This window comes from Streptomyces sp. NPDC041814, from assembly GCF_055590565.1.
Genome location: NZ_JBVJAM010000011.1, coordinates 132822 through 152227, shown reverse-complemented (window position 1 = coordinate 152227; position 19406 = coordinate 132822). Strand labels below are relative to the sequence as shown.

Below are 19406 nucleotides of genomic sequence, written 5' to 3'. Positions count from 1 at the left end.
TGCGCACCGGTATCGCGACGCCACTTCCGTTCGGCTGGAGTGCGCGCCGATGCCGGAAGGGCCGGTGCGCATTGCGTGGAGGGCGTCGCGTCAGGCTGCGAGAGCGAGTACGGAGGGCGGTCCGCGCCTGATCACCAGGTGCTGCAACGGATCCCCGGTGGCCGGGCGCGGCGCGTCCACGGCGGTACGGGGGGTGCGCGGCCCGGTCGCGGCCTCGCCGGCCAGTCCGGTGCGCAGTGCGGCGACGAGCCGGAACGCGTCCCGGAGCGCCCGGAGCCGGGCCCCGGCCGCGACCTGCTGGGCACCGTGCGCCGACAGCCGGGCAAGCCGGAACAGGGCGACCTCGCCCCGCCGCAGCAGCCAGCCGGTGGCCAGGGCGGCCAGCAGGTGCCCGAGGAGCATGGGCAGGCTGGGAAGCGTGTGGAGGAGGCCGGCCGGGGTGGCCCATGCGGGGCCGGAAGGGGCGGCGGCCACGTGCTGGTGCGCATGAGCGGCCACCGCGGCCGGGTCGATGCCCGCGGTGCCGACGATGTGCCGGGCGTCGGCGGCGTTCAGCTGCTGGGGTCCGGCGCCGCAGACGAGACTCGCCGCGAACCGGATCAACGCGTCGTCGCCGCCCGTCGTCCCGGGGGAGGCGGTGTGCGTGCCCAGCCCGAACAGGGTGTGCAGGGCGAGCTGTCCGCCGGCCAGGGCAGCGGCGATGGAGGGCAGCGAGCGTTCACGTCCGGCGAGCGGGACGGCCACCGCGAGGACACCGAGGAAACCGGCGAGCAGCGTCCACCAGGGGACGGTCGCGCAGGCGGCCAGCGCATGCCCGGCCGCGGACAACGCGACGCAGACCGCGGCGAACACCGCGGCCCTCAGTAGCCGTAGACCGGCTCCGGCGCGTCCCACAGGCACAGACATGGCGGGCCCATCATCGCACCCGGCCCCCCGCTCCCGTACGGCAGGTCCGGAAGGTCGTCTTCCGGGCGGATTGGGTGTGAGCAGGGCCGTTCGGACGGGTTCCGGCGGCGCCGCGGCCGGACGCAACGGGCGGAGGGGGCCGGAGTACACCGGTGCGGTGCGTCCGGCTATCCGCCGAATGGGCGGCATCAGAGCACGCACGTGCTTACGACCGCCCCGGTGCGGCAATACGTAGCGGTATGTCTAGCCGCAACCAGGAGGCCGGAGCATGAGCATCTGGTGGTCACTCCATTTGCGGCGCGACGCTGCGAGCGTCCCGCTCGCCCGCCGGTTCCTGCTCGGCACGATGGAATCCGCGGGCGTGGACCCGGACATCTCCTTCGACCTGTCTCTCGCGCTCAGCGAAGCCTGTGCGAACGCGGTCGAGCACGGCGGGGAGTACGACGCCACCTCCGAGGGCACCGGGAAGGACCGGGACGCCTGGGAGGATCCGTCGGCCACGGCCAGTGGCCAGTACCGGGTCACCGCGTATCTGGACGGCGAGAAGTGCCGCATCGAAGTCGCCGATTCGGGGCCCGGTTTCCCCACCCGGGGCGGCCCCTGTACGTCGGAGCGGCAGCCCGGGAGCGGACTGCCGGACCCGCAGTACGCGTCGTATCCGCCCGTCACCGCCGAGGAGGGACGGGGCCTGTGCCTGATCGAACAGCTTGCCGATCACGTCCACTTCGGCAACCGCCCGGGGTGCTCCGGCGCGGTCGTGAGCTTCGACAAGGTCCTGAAATGGCGGAAGGACGCCCTGCTCATGGTGTCCTGAGCGGGGGCGCCCCTCCGTACGTACGGCAGGCGGCGGATCAGCCCTTGAGCCGGGCCATCCACGCCTCGACCTCGTCGGCCTGCCGGGGCAGCTTGTCCGAGAGGTTCCGGTTGCCGTCCTCGGTGACGAGGATGTCGTCCTCGATCCGGACGCCGATGCCGCGGTACTCCTCGGGCACGGTGAGGTCGTCGGCCTGGAAGTAGAGACCGGGCTCGACGGTGAGGCAGACACCCGGCTCCAGGGTGCCGTTCACGTACGCCTCGGTGCGCGCGGCGGCGCAGTCGTGGACGTCCATGCCGAGCATGTGGCCGGTGCCGTGCAGGGTCCAGCGGCGCTGGAGGCCCAGCTCCAGGACCTTCTCCACCGACAGGTCGCCGAGCAGGCCCCACTCGACGAGCTTCTCGGTGAGCACCCGCTGCGCGGCGTCGTGGAAGTCGCGGAAATCGGCCCCAGGCTTGACCGCGGCGATACCCGCCTCCTGCGCCTCGTACACCGCGTCGTAGATCTTGCGCTGGAGCGGTGTGAACGTGCCGCTGATGGGAAGGGTGCGGGTCACGTCGGCGGTGTAGAGGTCGTTGGTCTCCACCCCGGCGTCCAGCAGCAGCAGTTCGCCCGAACGCACGGCACCGTCGTTGCGCACCCAGTGCAGGGTGGTCGCGTGCGGGCCCGCGGCGCAGATGGAGCCGTACCCAATGTCGTTGCCCTCGATGCGGGCGCGCAGGAAGAACGTTCCCTCGATGTAGCGCTCGCTGGTGGCCTCGGCCTTGTCGAGGACCTTCACGACGTCCTCGAAGCCGCGTGCGGTGATGTCGCACGCCTTCTCCAGCTCGGCGATCTCGAAGGCGTCCTTCACCAGGCGCGCCTCGGAGAGGTAGACCCGCAGCTCCTCGTCGCGCTCGGCGGTGACCTTGTCGGTCAGGGCGGCCTCGATGCCGGCGTCGTGTCCGCGCACGTTGCGGACGGGCCCGGTGGCCTCGGCCAGAGCGGCGGGCAGCTCGCGCACGTCCTTGGCGGGGATGCCCAGCAGCTGCTCGGCCTCGGCGAGGGAGTGGCGGCGGCCGACCCACAGCTCGCCCTGGCCGTCGAGCCAGAACTCGCCGTTCTCCCGGTTCGAGCGGGGCAGCAGATAGATGGTCGCCTCGTGGCCGTCGTCCGTCGGCTCCAGGACGAGGACGCCGTCCTGCGTCTGGTCGCCGGTGAGGTACGCGTACTCGGTGGAGGCGCGGAAGGCGTACTCGGTGTCGTTGGAGCGGGTCTTCAGCCGGCCCGCGGGAATGACCAGCCGCTCGCCGGGGAAGCGCGCGGACAGCGCGGCGCGGCGGTCGGCGGTGTGACCGGCCTGAGCGATCGGCTCCAGGCCGTGCAGCTCGGTGTCGGCCCAGCCGGACTGCATGCTCGCGGCGAGCTCGTCGGACACGCCCGGGTACAGGCCGTTCTTCCGCTGCTTGACCGGCTCTGTCTCTTCGGTCTCCGGGGTCTCCGGGAACTCCTCAGACACGACTGTTCTCCTTGATACGACACTGGACCTCCTCCATCGTACGGGCGTACGGAAGGGGGCCCAGGGCCGGAAGACCTCTTACACGGGAAGGTTCCGGCTCAGTCGAACCGGGCCGCGAGTACGACCACGTCCTCGGCGCAGTCAGCCCGCCCGGCCCCGTCCGGCAGCACGGTGCGCACCACGTGGTCGGCCACCGAGGCGGCGTCTCCGCGCAGCGCCCTCGGGACGCTCGCCGCGGCCGCGTGCAGGCGCGCGTACGCGCGGTCCATCGAGTCGCCGGCCCGGCGCAGCAGCCCGTCGGTGTACAGCAGAACTGTCTCGCCGGGTGCGGGCGTGATGTCCACGCTGGGCGCTTCCCAGCAGGACAGCATGCCCAGAGGGGCGGAGAGCGTGGTTTCCACGTACGAGGTGCGGCGCTCGCCGATGATCAGGGGCGGCGTGTGCCCGGCCCCGGCGAGCAGGATCCTGCGCCGGGCCGGTTCGCAGTACGCGAAGAGCGCGGTCGCCGAGCGGGCCGGCTCGGTCAGCCGGAGCAGCAGTTCCAGGTCGGAGAGCACGGCGACGGGGTCCTCGCCCTCCATCACCGCGTACGCGCGCAGTCCGGCGCGCAGCCGTCCCGTGGCGGCCAGCGCGCTGGGGCCCGAGCCGCCCACCGAGCCGACGGCGAGACCGAGGGCGCCCTCCGGCAGGGCCAGCGCGTCGTACCAGTCGCCGCCGCCCTGGGGGGCCACCTCGTGGCGTACGGCGAGCTGGACGCCGGGGACCCGGGGCAGCCGGGTGGGCAGCAGTTCCTCGGCCACGGTGGCGACGTCGGTCCTGGCCCGTTCCAGTTCCAGCAGGCGGGCCAGGTGCTCGGAGGCGTATCCGGCGTACAGGCCGACGAGGTGGCGCCGGCGTTCCAGCGGTTCCGCGGGTTCGTCGTAGAGCCAGACGGCGGCGCCGAGCCGTCCGGCCGTCGCGGTGGCGAGGGGGAGCGCGTAGCTGGCGGCGTAGCCGAGGCGGGCGGCGACCTCGCGTCTGCGCGGGTCCAGGCCGGTGTCGCCGAGCAGATCGGGGGTGGTCAGCGGGGCGTCCGGGTTGGGCAGGCCCTCCAGGATGCGTCCGTACGAGGTGGCGCTGCGCGGCACGGTCTCGATCTGGCCCAGTTCGGCGTGGGCCAGCCCGAGCCCGACGGTGCTGACGGGGCCGCGCCGGTCGGACGGTTCGAAGGTGACCAGGCCCCGCCGGGCGCCCACCAGGGCGGCCCCGGCGTCGAGGAACTCGTGCAGCGCGTCGTCCAGGGTGCTGGTTCCGGCCAGACGCTCGGTGAGCTCGTGGAGCGTGGTGAGGTCGGAGACCCAGCCGGCGAGCCGGTCCTGGATGAAGGCACCGGGCGCGGCGGCCACCGCCTCGATCGGCGCGGCAGTCTCGTCCGAAACCGGAACTGTGGGATTGATTCCAGCCACTTTTGGCAGGTGCGGAGCGCTCATGGTCGCCGGCTTTCCGAGCGGTGTGTTCCGTCGAATAGCATCGCAAACCCCCATGTCATTCTGCGCCGCTACCAGTGCATCCACATGTACACGCACAAGTGAGGCGATGTCCAGCATTGTCCCCCCGGAAAACCCGGTGTCCGCGCCTTAATCAACTTGGCCAAAAAACGCACCTTGCCGTGTGCATTAGCGGTCGACTGGGTCTGCCCGACGGGGGTGCACCTCCGGGTGAAGTCCCTGGGGCGCGTCATTCCGGGCATGCTGGGTACGTAATTCTTTGGATGGCCGGGGGTGGCCCCGCCCGCCCCCGGAACCTGGCAGCAGGCCCGGACGTCCTCTCTTGTGACGGCCGCGCCCCACCCCCGAGTGGCGAGGCCGCACGTACGGACCGCAGGAGCGCCGTGCGCCCGGCACCTCGCCACGATGCCGACCGCAAGCAGCTCGATCCGGCTCAGCACGGCTCACGCTCGGTACCGACGAACGACCCGTACCGCAGGCTCGACGAGCACGTACACCCAGAAGATCCGCAGGCATGGTGTGACCACGCACGATGCGAGGCGGACCCTCGGCGTTCAACGGAAAGGAACGAGCGCTCATGCGCGAGATCCTCGGAAGGCGACGCAGGCTCGGCCGCAGGGGCGGCTCCGCCCGGCTCGACGCGGCCCTGACCTGCGCCACGGAGTGGCAGTGGCCCGTGCTCCCCGGAGCGGGGTTGCGCGAGGACGGCGCCCGCGGCCGCCGCTGCGCGTGCCCCGATCCCGAGTGCGCGGTGCCCGGCGCGCACCCCTTCGATCCCGGACTGCTCGCCGCGACCACCGATGCCCGGATGGTGCGCTGGTGGTGGACCAACCGTCCGGCCGCGCCGGTGCTGCTCGCCACGGGCGGCCGTGCGCCATGCGCCCTGAGCCTCCCGGCGGTGGCCGGTGCCCGCGCCCTGGCCGCGCTCGACCGGGCCGGCCTGCGGCGGGGACCCGTGGTGGCGACGCCCACCCGGTGGGCGCTGCTGGTCGCCCCGTACACCCTGGAACGGCTCGGGGAGCTGCTGTACGCGCAGGACCGGGTGCCCAGCTCGCTGCGGTTCCACGGGGAGGGCGGCTACGTCGTCCTGCCGCCGTCGGAGATCGGCACGGGCCAGGTCCGCTGGGAGCGCGCGCCGGAGCGCACTCCGGGTTCACGCCCCAAGGGCGCTGTCGCCGCGCCCTGGCTGCCGGACGTCGAGACCGTGCTGGACGCATTGGTCGAGGCGAGTACGAGTGCCCCGGACGGCGGTAGCAGACTTACGCACTGAGCGGTTGGGGACAGGGTTGGCCAGATTCTGATGCGTGCGTGTTCTTTCGCATGGCATTCATTACGGAGTTCTGTCGCTTCCCTGTCCGATCTCCGGTGAATCCCTTCCGTTCTTCCTCACTCCCTCCCGCGCTCTTCCGTCTTGCTTCACGATTTCCGGGTAAACGGCGGGGCCGCTTGTGGCGCATCCGTTTGTCCGGAGGTGTCGGTGATGCCGCGGAATTCGGGGTCTCAAAACCCGGCAGGGCGGAGCTTTCTGAGGGCACCTCGGGCGCTGCTCCCGCGGCACAGGCCCAACCGGCTTCCCGGACGGCAGGGCTGACGCCGGGCCATCGTGCGGCGGAGCTGGGGTGGATGAGGTGGGGCCGGGTCGGGAGGGGCCCGTGCGCGGGCCTGCGCGCCCCCGGTGCGCGGAGCGCGCCGTACCCGGAAATGAGGACGCCCGATCGCTGGCGACGGGGGATGCACCAGCGACCGGGCTTCTAGAACCGTAACAAGAGATCTGCCGTTCGCAAATTCGATCTCGCGTATTCGGACAGCGATTTACCTGCCAGTACGGCGAGTTGTGACGGGAGTCACCGTCCGGGCCGAGCGGCCGTCACGGTCAGCTGAGCGTCACCTGGCGGTTGGTGAGACCGCCACGCGCCCGCCGCTCCTCGGCGGTGAGCGGCGCGTCCGACGCGAGCGCCGCGGCGAGCCGCTCCGCGAACGCGGCGGCGGGCTTCTCGCAGTCCTCGGCGCCCATCGAGCTCGGCAGGTCCCAGACCGGGACCATCAGGCCGTGCGCCCGGAACGAGCCGACCAGCCGGGTGCCCTCGCCGAGCGAGGACTCGCCCGCGGCGTGCAGCCGGGCGAGTGCGTCGAGGAGCTGCTCCTCGGCGTGCGGCATGACCCAGCGCAGGTGGTTCTTCTCCGGCGTCTCGCACCAGTAGGCGGCGTCCACGCCCGACAGCAGGGCGGTCGGGATCGCGGCCTCGTTCGCGCGTTCGAGCGAGGCGGACACCTCGGCCGTGGCGTTCTCCGAGTCCGGCACCCAGAACTCGAAGCCGGAGTGGACGACCGGCTCGAAGGGCGCCTCGGTGTCCAGGAGGTCCTGGAGCCGGGGCCCGTCGGCCGGTACGCGGCGGGCGGCCACGGGCGAACCGGGCTCCGCCTCCAGTGCGCGGCTCAGCGTGTCCGCGAGGTCCCGGCTGAGGTCGCCGGAGGAGGTGTCGTTCTGCAGGGCGAGCAGGACGGAGCCGTCGTCGCGGCGCAGCGCGGGCCACGCCATGGGGAGGACCGTCGCGAGCGTCACCGACGGCACGCCCTCGGGCAGGCCGCCCTTGAGCGTCAGCCCGGCCGTTGCCGCCGGGACCAGCTCGCGCAGCGCGACCCAGTCGCATTCCCCGGCCAGGCCCTCGAACGGACGCTGGACCAGCTCGGTCACCGCCTGTGCCGCGGCGCGGCCGTGACATGCCTTGTAGCGGCGGCCCGAACCGCACGGGCAGGGCTCACGAGCCCCGACCACCGGGATCTCGCCGTCCTTGAGCTGCTGCTTCCCGGCCTTGGTCTGAGGGCGCTTCTTCGCCATGGTGGGCATACTCCCGATTGCGACAGTGCGGTCTGGCCCGCGAGCCTAGTCGCCCCGCCGCTTCCCGGTGCACCACGGTGTACGGCCGTCTAGGTCCGCGTATGCCCCGCCCGGGCGTTCAGCCCACGTCGTCGAACGCATCGTCGAACGCGCCGCTGAAATCCAGCCCTTCGAGGCCCGGCACGACCGTGGCCTTCGGTGCGCTCGGCAGGCCGGTCATCCCGGCAGGAAGACCGCTCCCCCGCGCGCCGCGGGAGCCGCGGCCCCCGTCGACCAGCACCCAGACGGTGACCTCGCCCGGTGCGTCGTCCCGTACGCCCCACTCCTGGGCCAGGGCGCTGATGATGTTGAGACCCCGGCCGCCGCGGGCGGTCACCGACGGGGTGGCCGGAATCGGCCTGGTCGGGCCGCCGCCGTCCGTCACCTCGACGGTCAGTCCGCCCGTCCTGTCGACACGCCAGGCGGCGCGCACGTCGCCGTCTCCCGTCCCGGTCTGCCAGCCCAGCGGCCTGCCGTGCCGGCAGGCATTGCTGAGCAGCTCGGAAAGAATCAGCACCGCATCGTCGACGACCGAATCCGACACCCCGTGGCTGCGCAACTGCTCGCGCATCCGGTGCCGCGCCTGCCCCACGCCCGCAGGGCCATGGGGAACGGCCATGCTCGACGACGTGGGCACCTCCTGTGCCACCACCAACGCCACCCCCGAGACCTCCTTTGTCCCCACGCCACGGAGTGGATGCCCTCCTGAGCTGTGCCGGAAACCGGCCAAGGGGCTGTCAGTGACGCACTCGTCACGAACAGGCACGTTCCGAGTGCGCCGGTGTACTCCCTGTAGTTGATCTCCTGATGGGCAGATGGGCTGATGCGTTCATACGTATAGGCGGGGCGGTGTACGCCGCCGTCACGAGCGGCCGAGCTGGGCCAGGACCTGCCGCGGGCGGTTGGTGATGATGGCCTCGACTCCGAGCCGTACGCAGAGCTCGACGTCCTCCGGCTCGTTGACCGTCCAGACGTGCGCCCGCTGCCCGGCCCGGTGGAGCCGTTCGATGTACCCGGGATGGCTGCGCACGATCCGGATGCTGGGCCCGGCGACCCGCGTCCCGGCGGGCAGCCGTCCGTCGCGCAGCCGGGGCGACACGAACTGCATCAGATACACGGTGGGCAGATGGGGCACGGCCGCCCGGACGCGGTGCAGCGAGCGGGCGGAAAAGCTCATGACGCGTACCGGCGAAGGGGTGCCGGCCGGCGGCGGGGCGTCGAGCTCGAAGCGTTTCAGCAGGTGGAGAAGGCGCTCCTCGACCTGTCCCGCCCAGCGGGTCGGGTGTTTGGTCTCGATCGCCAGCTGGAGCGGCCGCCCGGACGCCCGCGTCTCCACGAGGAGTTCGAGCAGGCGTTCCAGGGTGAGTACGGAGGTGAGCTCGCCGGGCACGGGGTCCCAGTCCGGCGACTCCGTCTCGTCGCGGTCCTTCCAGGAGCCGAAGTCGAGGGCGGCGAGGGCGTTCAGCTCCAAGGCGGAGACCGCGCCGCGCCCGTTGGACGTACGGTTCACCCTGCGGTCGTGTACGCAGACGAGGTGGCCGTCGGCGGTGAGGCGTACGTCGCACTCCAGGGCGTCGGCACCGTCCTCGATCGCCTTCCGGTACGCGGCGAGGGTGTGCTCGGGGGCGTCGTCGGACGCACCCCGGTGGGCGATGACCTGGATGGGGTGCTGCATGGGGTGCTGCTGCCGTGCTCGGTTCACCCGGGCCATGGTGTCACCGCGGGAACACGGCCGTGCACACCTTGCGACGCCGGGCCGTTTTGTCCGATGTAAGGGTCGTGCGCAGATGCACAGCTCCTGCTTACAGTGGCCTGACGTGTCGTGGGAAAAGCTGACTGCGGACACGTACACAGCGGATCTCTTGCCGAATGACTGATGTGGAACCGAGGAGTAAAGAGCTGTGAGCACCGAGAACGAGGGCAACGAGGGCAACGCGGCCGAAGCCGCCCCGTCCGTACCTCCCGTGCCGGCCGACGCTCCCCAGGCGCACCTCGAGGACGCGCCTCCCGCCGCCCCCCACTCGGACGGGACGGCCACCCGGCAGCAGCCGGTCGCGCAGGCGCCGGAACAGCAGCCTGCCCCCGCCCCTTCCTCGCCGGACCCCGTGACCGCGCAGACGGCCGCCTTCCCGACGAACCCGCAGTACGCACCCCCGCCCCCGCCGCAGTCCGCGGCCGACGCGGGCTGGCCCCCGCCGCCGCCCGCCGTCCCGGCCTACGCCCAGGGGGCGCACGGCGGTGGCGGCGGCCCGGTCTGGGGGCCGCCCGGCGGAACGCACACGCCCGAGGCGCCGCGCAAGCGCGGTGCGGGCGGTCTGGTGGCCGCCGTGGTGGTGGCGGCGCTCGTGGCGGGAGGCATCGGCGGCGCCCTCGGCTACTGGGCCGCGGACCGCAACGACGACGCCGGCTCGACCACGGTCTCCGCGTCGGCGAACCAGCAGGACCTCAAGCGCGACCCGGGCACCGTCGCCGGTGTGGCCGCCAAGGCGCTGCCGAGCGTCGTGACGATCGAGGCGCAGGGCGGTGACGGCGAGGGCGGTACGGGCACCGGCTTCGTGTACGACAAGGAAGGCCACATCCTCACGAACAACCACGTGGTGGCCTCCGCGGCGGACAGCGGCCAGCTCACGGCGACGTTCTCCAACGGCAAGAAGTACGACGCCGAGGTGGTCGGCCGCGCCCAGGGCTACGACGTGGCCGTCATCAAGCTGAAGAACCCGCCGAAGTCCCTGACGCCGCTGCCGCTGGGCAACTCGGACCAGGTGGCGGTCGGCGACTCCACCATCGCGATCGGCGCCCCGTTCGGCCTGTCCAACACGGTCACCACGGGCATCATCAGCGCGAAGAACCGCCCGGTCGCCTCCGGGGACGGCAACGGCGGCAGCAACTCGTACATGAGCGCCCTGCAGACCGACGCCTCGATCAACCCGGGCAACTCCGGCGGCCCGCTGCTCAGCTCGGGCGGCGCGGTCATCGGCATCAACTCGGCGATCCAGTCGACCGGCAGCTCCGGCCAGAGCCAGGCGGGCTCCATCGGCCTCGGCTTCGCCATCCCGATCAACCAGGCGACGACCGTCGCCCGGCAGCTGATCAAGACCGGCCAGCCGGTCTACCCGGTCATCGGTGCCACGGTGACGATGGACGAACAGAGCGGCGGCGCCGTCATCGCGGACCGGGGCACGGGCGGTACGGAGGCGGTCACGAAGGACGGGCCGGCGGCCAAGGCGGGTCTGCGCGCGGGCGACGTCATCACGAAGTTCAACGACACCCCCGTCGACAGCGGCCCCACCCTGATCGGCGAGATCTGGACCCACAAGCCGGGCGACCGGGTCACCCTGACCTACGAGCGCGACGGCAAGACGGCGACCGCCGAAGTCACCCTGGGGGAGCGCAAGGGCGACAACTGACCGGCTAGGCTGTTCCCGCGCCGGACCGGTCCTCACCGACCACGCCGGCGCGGGGTGGGTTGCCCGAGCGGCCTAAGGGAACGGTCTTGAAAACCGTCGTGGCGCGAGTCACCGTGGGTTCAAATCCCACACCCACCGCCAGGTGAGAGGCCCCTGACCAGTAGGTATGGTCGGGGGCCTCTGCCATGCCCGTTCCCCGTCGGGCACCACTGTTCCCCCTGGTTTCCCGCTCTGTCGGGCACGGAAGGGGCACGCGGGGGGCACGGCTTTGGAGCTGCCGAGGCCGGCTCGTCAGCGGTTGATCGGGATCTCGTAGACGATCTCGCAGTGTGCTGAGGGCACCACGATGTCCGCTGTCTCCACGGGGTGGCCGTCGTCGCTGTAGTACGTCCGCCGGATGTGCGTCACGAGCGCGGCTTTCTGGATGCCGAGTAGCGATGCTTCCTCGGCGGTCGCGTGTCGGGGTTCGGGCTGCTCGACCGCGTGACTGATGGTGACCCCGATCGCGGCCATGCGGGTCACGACCCCGGCTCCTGCGTGGGGCCCTCCCTCGGGGAGAACGACGATGGTGCCGCCAGTGACGGCGTACGGCTCCCAACTCGTCGACAACTGGACCGGCTTCCCGTCCGCAAGGAACTCGTACGTCGTCCGCACGCACAGCTCCCCCTCGGTGATGCCGAGCCGCGTCGCGATCTCCGCCGGGGCCGGCACCTTGGCGTCGGTTCGGCTCTCCCAGTCCCCGTGTCGGCGAAGGGCCTTCATGTCCTGGCGGAACGGGGACCCACCGGGCTGTTCACGTGCCGACGACCGGACGACTCTCACGCGCTCCCGGGGCTCGGCGACGTAGGTCCCCGATCCGGCCCGGCCCTCCAGCACGCCTTGAGAGATCAGCAACTCCTGTGCCCGGCGAACCACGTTCTCGCCCACGCCGCACTCCTGGCCGATCTGGGCGCGGGATGGGAGGCGGTCGCCCGGTTCCCAGACGTGCTCCGCGATGCGCTGCCGGAGTTCGTCGGCGATGCGGAGGTACGGCGGTTGCTCAGACATATGGGAAATCTAGTCCACTAGCTCTAATCTAGTTAACTAGCTTCACCGAAAGTGATCGCTGGCAACGGAGGGTGCGCTGTGTCCGCTTCGGGAGTGACCGCGGCGGCTATCGCCGCCCGCTTGTCTGCCGCCGGCCTCCGCCCGCGCGTGGAGGAGGACACCCGGTCCACGACGGTCGAGGCAAAAGTTCCGGACACGCTCTCCGCCGACTCGTGGCGGGAGGTCCTGGACGCGGTGGCCGATGCCGATCGATTCGGGCTCGTGGCCACCAGCTTGAACGGCCGCACCTTATGGGCGGTCGTACGTAAAACGGCCCCCACGACAGGCGACGTCGGGGGACCGGGCTATCAGCGATAGGAGCTGAACAGCATGCTCAACCGTATCCGCCAAGCCATCTCGCGCTCCAGAGCGCGGTGCTTCCCCAGCGGCCGGCATCGCCGCCCCTTAACGCCCTCCCGGCCGCTGGCCCCTCTCCCCGGCGCCGCGTCCGCTGACCCTTCGACCGTCGCCCTGAGGCGGGCTCCGGTCGGCACGGTCCACCGGTACCCGCTGAGGGGAGAGGACATCGCGCTTGTCCGTCCGTACCTGCTGGCATGGGAAGAACAGCGTGCACAGACGCCCGCAGCGCTTGTCGCCCCGCACCTGCCGGCCGAGGCATGGTCGGCCCTCGCGGGAGTCCGCTGATGCCTTCTCGCCGACAACCGCACCCAACGGGTACGACTTCCGCCCCCTATCGCTCGATCGCCTGCCGGATCGGCACGCACCACTCCTGCATCGAGCCGTCCCCGCCTGCGGCGACGGACGATGTACCGGTGATCTACGAGGAGTGCACCTGCCCGTGCCACTCGACCCCCGATCCGCCCGTGCCCGTGCAGGTGGTGGCATGAGGGTCCACGCCGCCGGCGGTGCACTGGTCTCGCCCGTCGAGGTCACGGCGGCCACCGTGCAGCGCGGCGACATCATCCAACTCGGCGGTCAGGCCTGCCGAGTGAGAGACCTCTATCAGCTCCCCCATGGGGCCAAGCAACTGGTCTTCGAGACGGGCGAATTGCTGGCCATACACGCCCGTACCCGGCTCATGGCCCTGCGACTGCTGAGAAGGCGGTGACCCGCTCCGTGTCCCGACGCCATCACGACATCGCCGACGACCTACGCCACCAGATCACGACGGGCAGCATCAAGCCTGGCGAACGCTTCCCGCCCGAAGCCGGCCTGGCCGCTCGGTACAGGGTCAGCACGGTGACCCTGCGACGCGCTCTCGCCGTGCTCCAGGGTGAAGGGCTCGTCGAGAAGATCCACGGCAAGGGGAACTACGTCCGTCACCCGCGCCGCAGGATCATGTACGTCGGCGGCTGGGGCACCCTGGACCCCTGGATCACCGCTGAGCCAACGTTGCGCATCACGGTTCGCCACACCACGGTTCCGGCCTCCGTGCACCTGACGACGCTGCTGAAGGTGCCAACGGGCAGCCCTCTCGCGGAGTACACCTGCCTCAGCCTCGAACAGGGGATGCCGCACGGAATGGCCCGCATCTACATCCCGCGCGACCTGGCCCCGGCCGGAGTCCTCGACGACGACACCGTGTGCCGGGAGGCAGTCACGAGATTCGCCGTCCTCGGCCCGTCGCCGGCCACCATCCGAGAGACGGTCTCCGCCCGCTCTCCCACCCCGGACGAAGCGTCGGCCCTCCGGATCGGAAACAACATGGCCGTTCTCGCGATCACCCGCATCGCCACCGACGCCATCGGCCGCGTCGTTGAAGCCGCGCTCCTGGCCTTTCCGGGAGACCGAGTCGACGCCGTCTTCACCGCCCACCACGTGCTCAACGAGAGGCCAGCCCAAGAATGACAACACCGAACGAACTTCGGCTTCTCCCATGGTCGGGCCCGAGGGACAAGCCCTGCTACCTGAGCACTGACGACCCGGACGGCTACATGTCCCGCCTGGCGGACAACTTCGAAGCCATCCAACTTGGCACGGCTGAACAACTGTTGAAGATGGCATCGGAAACCCTCGACGACGAGGACGCGGATCCGATTCAACTCCGCCGTCTAGGAAATGCCCTGGCCTGCGCCCTGAAGGACGTGCTGCGTGTCGCGGTCAGCCGCGAATAACTCGTGCCTGTGGGCGAGCCTCACCGAATCTGAATAGACGCTGACCAGCAGAAAACCTCATGCTACGTGGGGAGGGGGCCCGAGCACAGAACCGGGGGTTCCCCTCCCCGCCGCACTGTGCCCGGCGATGCGGAAAGCCCTGTCAGCCGGTGGGTAAGTCACCTTGAGTGCTGTGAGATTGGGAATCATCGTCTAATTTACCTAATTCAGGCCTTCACCTGAAACTATGCGCTCCTTTACTGAGCTGCCCTCGGCGTCGAAGTAACCGCTGCCGCCCCCGCTTCCTCACTTGCATCGCCGATATCCAGAGTCGCTAGAGAATGCCCTCAACTCACGTGCGCAGTCAGGACAAAGCCTCTCTGTCGCCAGGTAAACCTGTTCCTCCTATCGATGTCAGTACATGTGGAGAATGTCGATCGCGATGCCGAACATGCCAGCATTCAGGCTAAGCATGATCGTATCGCCCACTTGACTGGCCCAGGTTATGGAATGGTACAAGGGAATATCTGCTAGGCATTGAAATCGAAGGGGATCCCAAATTTTGACAGATCTATCATTACCTGCGCTGACGAGGACGCTATGACCCATTTTGCTGTACGGCCAAATATTTACCAATCGCGCCGAGTGCCCTTCAAGCACGCCAACCCGTTTGCCATTTGCAGGATCCCAAAGCTCAATAACGCCTTCGTCGCTCCCCGTGGATAGCAATACTCGGCCGCCCACCTGGATCAGGCACTGCACGGTAGAATTCTGCCCTACTGCAAGTTCAGAAATAACTTCGCCGATTCTTGGGTTGACGATTTGGACCTGTCCGTTGTAACCCAAGCAGGAAAGAAACTTGCGCCCATCGATTGGGACGGGGCATATGTCTCGAACGTTAAGATTCAGTCGAATTTGATGCACAGGTGAATTTCGCGATAGCCCCCAGAAGAGAATGCTATTCCTGACTGACCCTGCCATCAGTACATCATCGAAAACCTTCAGCGTGCAGAGTGAAGACACATGCGAGCCGTAGTCAGAGAGGGGCCATGAGTATGTTTTAGAGAGAGTCTTAGGGTTCCACAGTTCGATGAAACGGCTACCGCCGACCGCAAGTCTCGGACTTCCGCCTACTGAGAGTTCACACATGGAATAGACGGCTTGTGATGGAATGGTCTGCTGAATCTGTCCATTTACCGAACTGCGAATGACCACGCCCTCATTACCGGCCAATGCAGTTAGAAATTCAGGCCCATTCGATCCCTGCAGCACGCAGGTCAATTCAAATGAGTCGACCGCTGCGTCTTGAACCAGAGTCTTTTCTTCCCCAGTCTCAGGATCCCATAGCCTAATCGATCGATCATCACCGGTGCTGGCCAGTCGGCCGCGCTCATGAGAACCCACCGCACGGACGGAATAGATCCAATCAGTGTGCCCGTGGAGAACCTTTAGTGTTTGTCCTGTACTTGGATCCCAAATTCGCAACGTCTGATCATCGCTACCACTAACCAGTACTGACTTGCCGCTCAATTTTGCTTCACAGATGGTTAGTGCCGAGCCTTCATGCCCAATAAGAACTCTTTCCAATGCTCCGTCAAGCGGATCCCATAGACGAACGGCTCCGTCATAGCAAGCACCTGCGAGAAATTGACGCCCGCCAACTTCGATGGAACAAAGAGATCTAGCCCATTCCCAATGTCCAAGAGAAATCGTCAGATGTATTTTCGACTCTGAAAGATTCCAGAGATGAACCTTCCGGTCCTCGCTGCATGAGGCGACGAACCTTCGGCCGGAAACACTCACCTCGCATATGTCAGATACCCAATCTTCGTGCCTCTGGAGCGCCCCAATGATGGCCCCATCGGTAGGATCAATTAGTGAGACTTCAGCTTCGACAGCAGAAGCCCCGATCAGGACGCCCTGGGTACCGAATACGAGAGAATTCAGGGTTGAGAAGCCTTCCGGGAAGCCATCCAAGCTATGCAATAGATCACCGGAGACTGGATCCCAGAACCGAATCGTTCCGTCCCGCCCGGCAGTGGCCAGAGAATCCAGGTCGCCTAGACGGACTTGCGTAATAGCCCGCACCTCGTCCGTGTGACCCTCAAGAACGTGGATGACTTCACAAAGAACCGGGTCCCAGATGCGCACAGTTCGATCACCGCCGGCGCTGGCAAGGAGATGCTGGCCCGCTACCTCGAATGAACACAGAATGTAGGACCAGCGAGTGTGGCCTTCGAGGAGAGCCTCCTCTGATCCAGGAATTACGGATGACCAACTGGCTCGGTAGGGCGCTGCTTCGTCTAGATCTTGAAAAGAACGACCGAGCTGCTGCTGTGCTTCGGTCACGCTCAACAGACCAATTCGTTCAGCGTGCCCGGAATTTAGGGCGCGTGGCGTACGACGAATCAGTTTAGTTCTTTGCCGTGCGAGCTCTGAATCTACTCTATCTGTCACAGGGACCAGTCGCCGAAGGTCGGCATGTAGCAGGTATCTATCATCCTCCAGAAGCGTGTCGAGAACACCACCCAGCTCTGCATGTCTAGCAAGCGAACGACGAAGGTAGGGATCCGTATCGGCCCATCGACTCTTCGCACCCTCAGTAATCATTGCTTGGGCGAGTGCACTCTCATCTGACTTCCGTGAATATAGCTCAGATCGGGAATCTATTAGAGTGTCATTCAACGCTTGATGGAAAAGTCTATAGACAACATCGCCTTGATCCGCGTTCGTCTCCACGAGAAAGTTTGCCGCCGACGAGTGCGCGAAAGCAGAGAGATTATTCACCGCAAAAGGTTGCCCACTGAGGGCCTCAACGGCTATGCGCCACAATGTGATGGAAAATCCCGGCGCCTCCGCAAAAGCTAGAGCTGCAAGAATCAAGTCGGATCGACATCCCCCGACTGGTTCGATTCGGTCAAGGTAGTCACGGAGAGCGCCATCAACGGTGGGGGTGAATGAGATTTCCAGAGGAGCAACCGCCTCCGCATCGTGCAATCCGTGAGACCTTGCAACGAGCCCTGCCACGAGAAAATTATGGTCAGCCATTGCCGCAATTTTTTGAGCAATTGGCCAAGCGATTTCATCGTTGCTATAAGGGCTATCGGAGCGCTCGTCTCCTGTCAATTGCAAGGTCGCGAGGGTGTATGCCTCCAGATCTTCCTGCTTGAAATTGCTCGGATCGTCTAGATCGAGAACGGTTATTGCGCGGCCAAACTCTCCAAGTAGGTCGCCTGTGTCATCCCGACGCCGACTTCCTACTACTATGCGAACACCTAGGTGGGCACAGGTCTCAACCAGGGGGGCCAAAATGCGACGGACGATCAAGCGTGACTGTTGCCCAGTGGTTGCTTCATCGAGTGCATCAATCACGATGTTGAAAGAGCTGTTTGGTCTATCTGTGAGCGCTTCACGTAGGTATTCTGGCAGGTAATCAATATCCTCAGGGATTGCCGCAGAAGCCGCCTTTGAAATCTCGACAGCGACATCTAGAGCAGTTTTTCCCTTAGCGTGTACGGCGCAGTGTACGGCCCCGATTGGGGTTCGGATAGCGACGTCGCTGTCCGGCAAAGCAGCAGCGATTTCTGCATCGGCTGTTGTGACAATGCGTCCCAGGACGGCCGATTTCCCTACGCCGGGAGATCCCGTAACCACAAGGGCTTTGCGAACCGGTTCCTCGCAAATCCAAGTGACAATTTTAGAAAGCGCTGACGATCTACCGCGAAAGCGGAACCCTTGCTCTGTCTCGATGCTGACGCCGCGTGCGCGTGGTCGCCAATGTCGGCCAGCCTCGGGGTCATTGCGCAGAGACCATCCCCAAGACGAAAGAGCGGTCTCGCCGGCTGCCTCCGCTGTCCAGCCAGCAAGATCTCCAATTTTCTCGTCCGGAAGGATTCTGTCAATTTGTCTAAGCGAGATCGCCCGCGCATCTCCACGATCTCCGGTGGCTTGACCCACCATTCCGACGATCGCCTCATAGTCCGGAGACCACAACGGAGATCCGCTAAAGCCATTCTTCACGGTGTATCGCGACGTGGTGTCCAGGCGTACCCAACCGTATCCAAGAAATTCGCCAACCGTACCAGAGGCGGAATTTCCCAGCAGGTCGCCTCCTGGGAAACCAAAAGCCCACCACTCTTGACCGACAAGGTCAACTGGTGCTGGGCAACGGAGGCGCGGTATGCACCCTCCAGGAATGGGGGAAGATAGCGTCAATACCGCGACATCTTGGATCTGTTCAAGGCCGCCAGATGGAAACTTCACATTAGATACCCGAATGCGGGAATTTACACGTTCATCAGCCTTTGGGAACGCGACCCAAAGTTCCCCGTTGGCATCCGCGACCGTACGAACGACGTGCGCACAAGTGAGGACCCGGTAGGTGTCCAAGGTAAAACCTGAACCGATGGAGGTGGAATCTGACTGGGCTCGGTGAATAGCGGCCACCCATGAATCATCGACCGGCCTATTGGTGTTTTCTTTCTCCATGTCGATTTTCCGGGAGGTAACTTCTACGAAGGGTTCTGAACTTCGGCGCTATCAGACCAACTTAGCGTGACCTCGAAGTTTGCCTCTGTCGCGGCTTTCGCTACCAACCAGTTAGCCGTGCCATTCACCTTGATGCCGAACTTCAGCTCAACTTGACCAGGTTTCATTGCCCTGACTTGGTCAAGAACACTCTGCGCGGCAAGCACGGCAGGCTCCACTGCATCCCGAACGCGCCCGATCGCTTGCTCCGCTCCGACGGGATGAAAGTCACCACTGGCCTCAATCTCGAATTGGACGACTGTCCGGTCATCCAACGTGTACGACACTACCTGCGACGACATCGTGGCCCCCTAGTTACCCAGAATGACCGGACTCTACCGCTTCCCTGGGCTGTCGGGCTGTGTAGTGTCCAAACTTCTCCATGCCGAAGGCATGCGGGCGTCGCTCGTTACCGCGGCTCTGTCCAAGACCCCGTATCTGCACTCTGGTTGGGGCCGTCGTCGTCCGGGCCGTCCGTACCTGTACTTGCCTTCCGCTATTCGTGGCCTGAGGCGGCGTTCTGGCCAGTGGCTGGGACCCGGCGGATGCTGAGGTGAGTTCTGGTCTAGCAGACCGTGATGAAGTCGGTGGCTGTGTGCGAGCGCCTTGCCAGGCTCTACGGAAAGCGGCGCAAAACGTCCCGTCTCCCCCAACCCGCCGCTCACCCGGCTCCCATCCCGTCCGCCTTCGACCCACGCCCCGTGGAGTGGGCGTGGTTCAGGGCGTCAAGGTGGAGCGCGCCACTGTAC

The 19406-nt window shown here is 67.0% G+C and carries 16 protein-coding genes and 1 tRNA gene; 8 read left to right on the top strand and 9 right to left on the bottom strand.

What is annotated here, in order from left to right; translation table 11 throughout:
• Nucleotides 1–90: 90 nt before the first annotated feature.
• Nucleotides 91–906 (bottom strand): hypothetical protein, encoded by an 816-nt coding sequence (locus ACZ6C6_RS26460; RefSeq protein WP_469205931.1) that lies wholly within the window; start codon nucleotides 904–906, stop codon nucleotides 91–93.
• A 268-nt stretch (nucleotides 907–1174) separates the two neighbouring features.
• On the opposite strand from ACZ6C6_RS26460, the gene ACZ6C6_RS26455 reads away from it, so the two are divergent.
• Nucleotides 1175–1720: an ATP-binding protein gene (locus tag ACZ6C6_RS26455; protein ID WP_469205929.1), complete on the top strand. Its 546-nt coding sequence runs from the start codon at nucleotides 1175–1177 to the stop codon at nucleotides 1718–1720.
• A gap of 37 nt (nucleotides 1721–1757) precedes the next feature.
• Here the strand turns inward: ACZ6C6_RS26455 and ACZ6C6_RS26450 are convergent, their stop codons facing one another.
• A complete protein-coding gene (locus tag ACZ6C6_RS26450) occupies nucleotides 1758–3218 on the bottom strand; it encodes an aminopeptidase P family protein (protein ID WP_469205927.1) in 1461 nt (486 codons plus the stop codon).
• Between the two features lie 98 nt (nucleotides 3219–3316).
• The gene (locus ACZ6C6_RS26445) at nucleotides 3317–4804 is read right to left on the bottom strand and encodes a PP2C family protein-serine/threonine phosphatase (RefSeq protein ID WP_469205926.1); all 1488 of its coding nucleotides are present in this window, start codon (nucleotides 4802–4804) and stop codon (nucleotides 3317–3319) included.
• 478 nt (nucleotides 4805–5282) lie between these two features.
• Here ACZ6C6_RS26445 and ACZ6C6_RS26440 point away from each other — a divergent pair, with 478 nt between their 5' ends.
• A complete protein-coding gene (locus tag ACZ6C6_RS26440; protein WP_469205924.1) occupies nucleotides 5283–5975 on the top strand; it encodes a bifunctional DNA primase/polymerase in 693 nt (230 codons plus the stop codon).
• A gap of 603 nt (nucleotides 5976–6578) precedes the next feature.
• Here the strand turns inward: ACZ6C6_RS26440 and ACZ6C6_RS26435 are convergent.
• The 3 genes from ACZ6C6_RS26435 to ACZ6C6_RS26425 form a co-directional block, all read right to left on the bottom strand.
• Entirely contained in the window at nucleotides 6579–7544 is a 966-nt protein-coding gene (locus ACZ6C6_RS26435; protein WP_469205922.1) for a DUF5926 family protein, read from the bottom strand.
• 118 nt (nucleotides 7545–7662) lie between these two features.
• Nucleotides 7663–8127, bottom strand: coding sequence for an ATP-binding protein (locus ACZ6C6_RS26430; protein ID WP_469206149.1), 465 nt, complete (start codon nucleotides 8125–8127; stop codon nucleotides 7663–7665).
• Between the two features lie 318 nt (nucleotides 8128–8445).
• Nucleotides 8446–9294 (bottom strand): glycerophosphodiester phosphodiesterase family protein, encoded by an 849-nt coding sequence (locus ACZ6C6_RS26425; RefSeq protein WP_469205920.1) that lies wholly within the window; start codon nucleotides 9292–9294, stop codon nucleotides 8446–8448.
• A gap of 190 nt (nucleotides 9295–9484) precedes the next feature.
• Between ACZ6C6_RS26425 and ACZ6C6_RS26420 the strand changes: the two genes are divergently transcribed.
• Together ACZ6C6_RS26420 and ACZ6C6_RS26415 are read left to right on the top strand one after the other, a co-directional pair.
• Nucleotides 9485–10990 (top strand): S1C family serine protease, encoded by a 1506-nt coding sequence (locus tag ACZ6C6_RS26420; protein ID WP_469205918.1) that lies wholly within the window; start codon nucleotides 9485–9487, stop codon nucleotides 10988–10990.
• Nucleotides 10991–11043: 53 nt separating this feature from the next.
• Nucleotides 11044–11131, top strand: a tRNA-Ser gene (locus ACZ6C6_RS26415).
• A 150-nt stretch (nucleotides 11132–11281) separates the two neighbouring features.
• Here ACZ6C6_RS26415 and ACZ6C6_RS26410 read toward each other — a convergent pair.
• A complete protein-coding gene (locus ACZ6C6_RS26410; RefSeq protein WP_469205916.1) occupies nucleotides 11282–12037 on the bottom strand; it encodes a GntR family transcriptional regulator in 756 nt (251 codons plus the stop codon).
• Between the two features lie 78 nt (nucleotides 12038–12115).
• Here ACZ6C6_RS26410 and ACZ6C6_RS26405 point away from each other — a divergent pair, with 78 nt between their 5' ends.
• The 4 genes from ACZ6C6_RS26405 (at nucleotide 12116) to ACZ6C6_RS26390 (ending at nucleotide 14151) form a co-directional block, all read left to right on the top strand.
• Nucleotides 12116–12394, top strand: coding sequence for a hypothetical protein (locus ACZ6C6_RS26405; RefSeq protein WP_469205914.1), 279 nt, complete (start codon nucleotides 12116–12118; stop codon nucleotides 12392–12394).
• 526 nt (nucleotides 12395–12920) lie between these two features.
• Complete coding sequence (locus tag ACZ6C6_RS26400) at nucleotides 12921–13145, top strand: hypothetical protein (protein WP_469205912.1); 225 nt, start codon at nucleotides 12921–12923, stop codon at nucleotides 13143–13145.
• On the top strand, nucleotides 13142–13885 hold the full coding sequence (locus ACZ6C6_RS26395) for a GntR family transcriptional regulator (protein ID WP_469205910.1): 744 nt from the start codon (nucleotides 13142–13144) through the stop codon (nucleotides 13883–13885). The genes ACZ6C6_RS26400 and ACZ6C6_RS26395 overlap by 4 nt, the downstream gene beginning before the upstream one ends.
• A complete protein-coding gene (locus ACZ6C6_RS26390) occupies nucleotides 13882–14151 on the top strand; it encodes a hypothetical protein (RefSeq protein WP_469205908.1) in 270 nt (89 codons plus the stop codon). Before ACZ6C6_RS26395 ends, ACZ6C6_RS26390 begins: the two co-directional genes overlap by 4 nt.
• Nucleotides 14152–14544: 393 nt before the next feature.
• Here ACZ6C6_RS26390 and ACZ6C6_RS26385 read toward each other — a convergent pair whose 3' ends face one another.
• Together ACZ6C6_RS26385 and ACZ6C6_RS26380 are read right to left on the bottom strand one after the other, a co-directional pair.
• Complete coding sequence (locus ACZ6C6_RS26385; RefSeq protein ID WP_469205906.1) at nucleotides 14545–18618, bottom strand: trypsin-like peptidase domain-containing protein; 4074 nt, start codon at nucleotides 18616–18618, stop codon at nucleotides 14545–14547.
• A gap of 23 nt (nucleotides 18619–18641) precedes the next feature.
• Entirely contained in the window at nucleotides 18642–18959 is a 318-nt protein-coding gene (locus ACZ6C6_RS26380) for a CU044_2847 family protein (RefSeq protein ID WP_469205904.1), read from the bottom strand.
• Between the last annotated feature and the right edge of the window lie 447 nt (nucleotides 18960–19406).

What these genes read in the sequence shown, in the direction of transcription:
- ACZ6C6_RS26460 (WP_469205931.1), bottom strand. Translation starts at nt 906, where the DNA reads ATGTCTGTGCCTGTGGGACGCGCCGGAGCCGGTCTACGGCTACTGAGG.
- ACZ6C6_RS26455 (WP_469205929.1), top strand. Translation starts at nt 1,175, where the DNA reads ATGAGCATCTGGTGGTCACTCCATTTGCGGCGCGACGCTGCGAGCGTC.
- ACZ6C6_RS26445 (WP_469205926.1), bottom strand. Translation starts at nt 4,804, where the DNA reads ATGCTGGACATCGCCTCACTTGTGCGTGTACATGTGGATGCACTGGTA.
- ACZ6C6_RS26440 (WP_469205924.1), top strand. Translation starts at nt 5,283, where the DNA reads ATGCGCGAGATCCTCGGAAGGCGACGCAGGCTCGGCCGCAGGGGCGGC.
- ACZ6C6_RS26435 (WP_469205922.1), bottom strand. Translation starts at nt 7,544, where the DNA reads ATGGCGAAGAAGCGCCCTCAGACCAAGGCCGGGAAGCAGCAGCTCAAG.
- ACZ6C6_RS26425 (WP_469205920.1), bottom strand. Translation starts at nt 9,294, where the DNA reads ATGGCCCGGGTGAACCGAGCACGGCAGCAGCACCCCATGCAGCACCCC.
- ACZ6C6_RS26410 (WP_469205916.1), bottom strand. Translation starts at nt 12,037, where the DNA reads ATGTCTGAGCAACCGCCGTACCTCCGCATCGCCGACGAACTCCGGCAG.
- ACZ6C6_RS26400 (WP_469205912.1), top strand. Translation starts at nt 12,921, where the DNA reads ATGAGGGTCCACGCCGCCGGCGGTGCACTGGTCTCGCCCGTCGAGGTC.
- ACZ6C6_RS26390 (WP_469205908.1), top strand. Translation starts at nt 13,882, where the DNA reads ATGACAACACCGAACGAACTTCGGCTTCTCCCATGGTCGGGCCCGAGG.
- ACZ6C6_RS26385 (WP_469205906.1), bottom strand. Translation starts at nt 18,618, where the DNA reads ATGGAGAAAGAAAACACCAATAGGCCGGTCGATGATTCATGGGTGGCC.
- ACZ6C6_RS26380 (WP_469205904.1), bottom strand. Translation starts at nt 18,959, where the DNA reads ATGTCGTCGCAGGTAGTGTCGTACACGTTGGATGACCGGACAGTCGTC.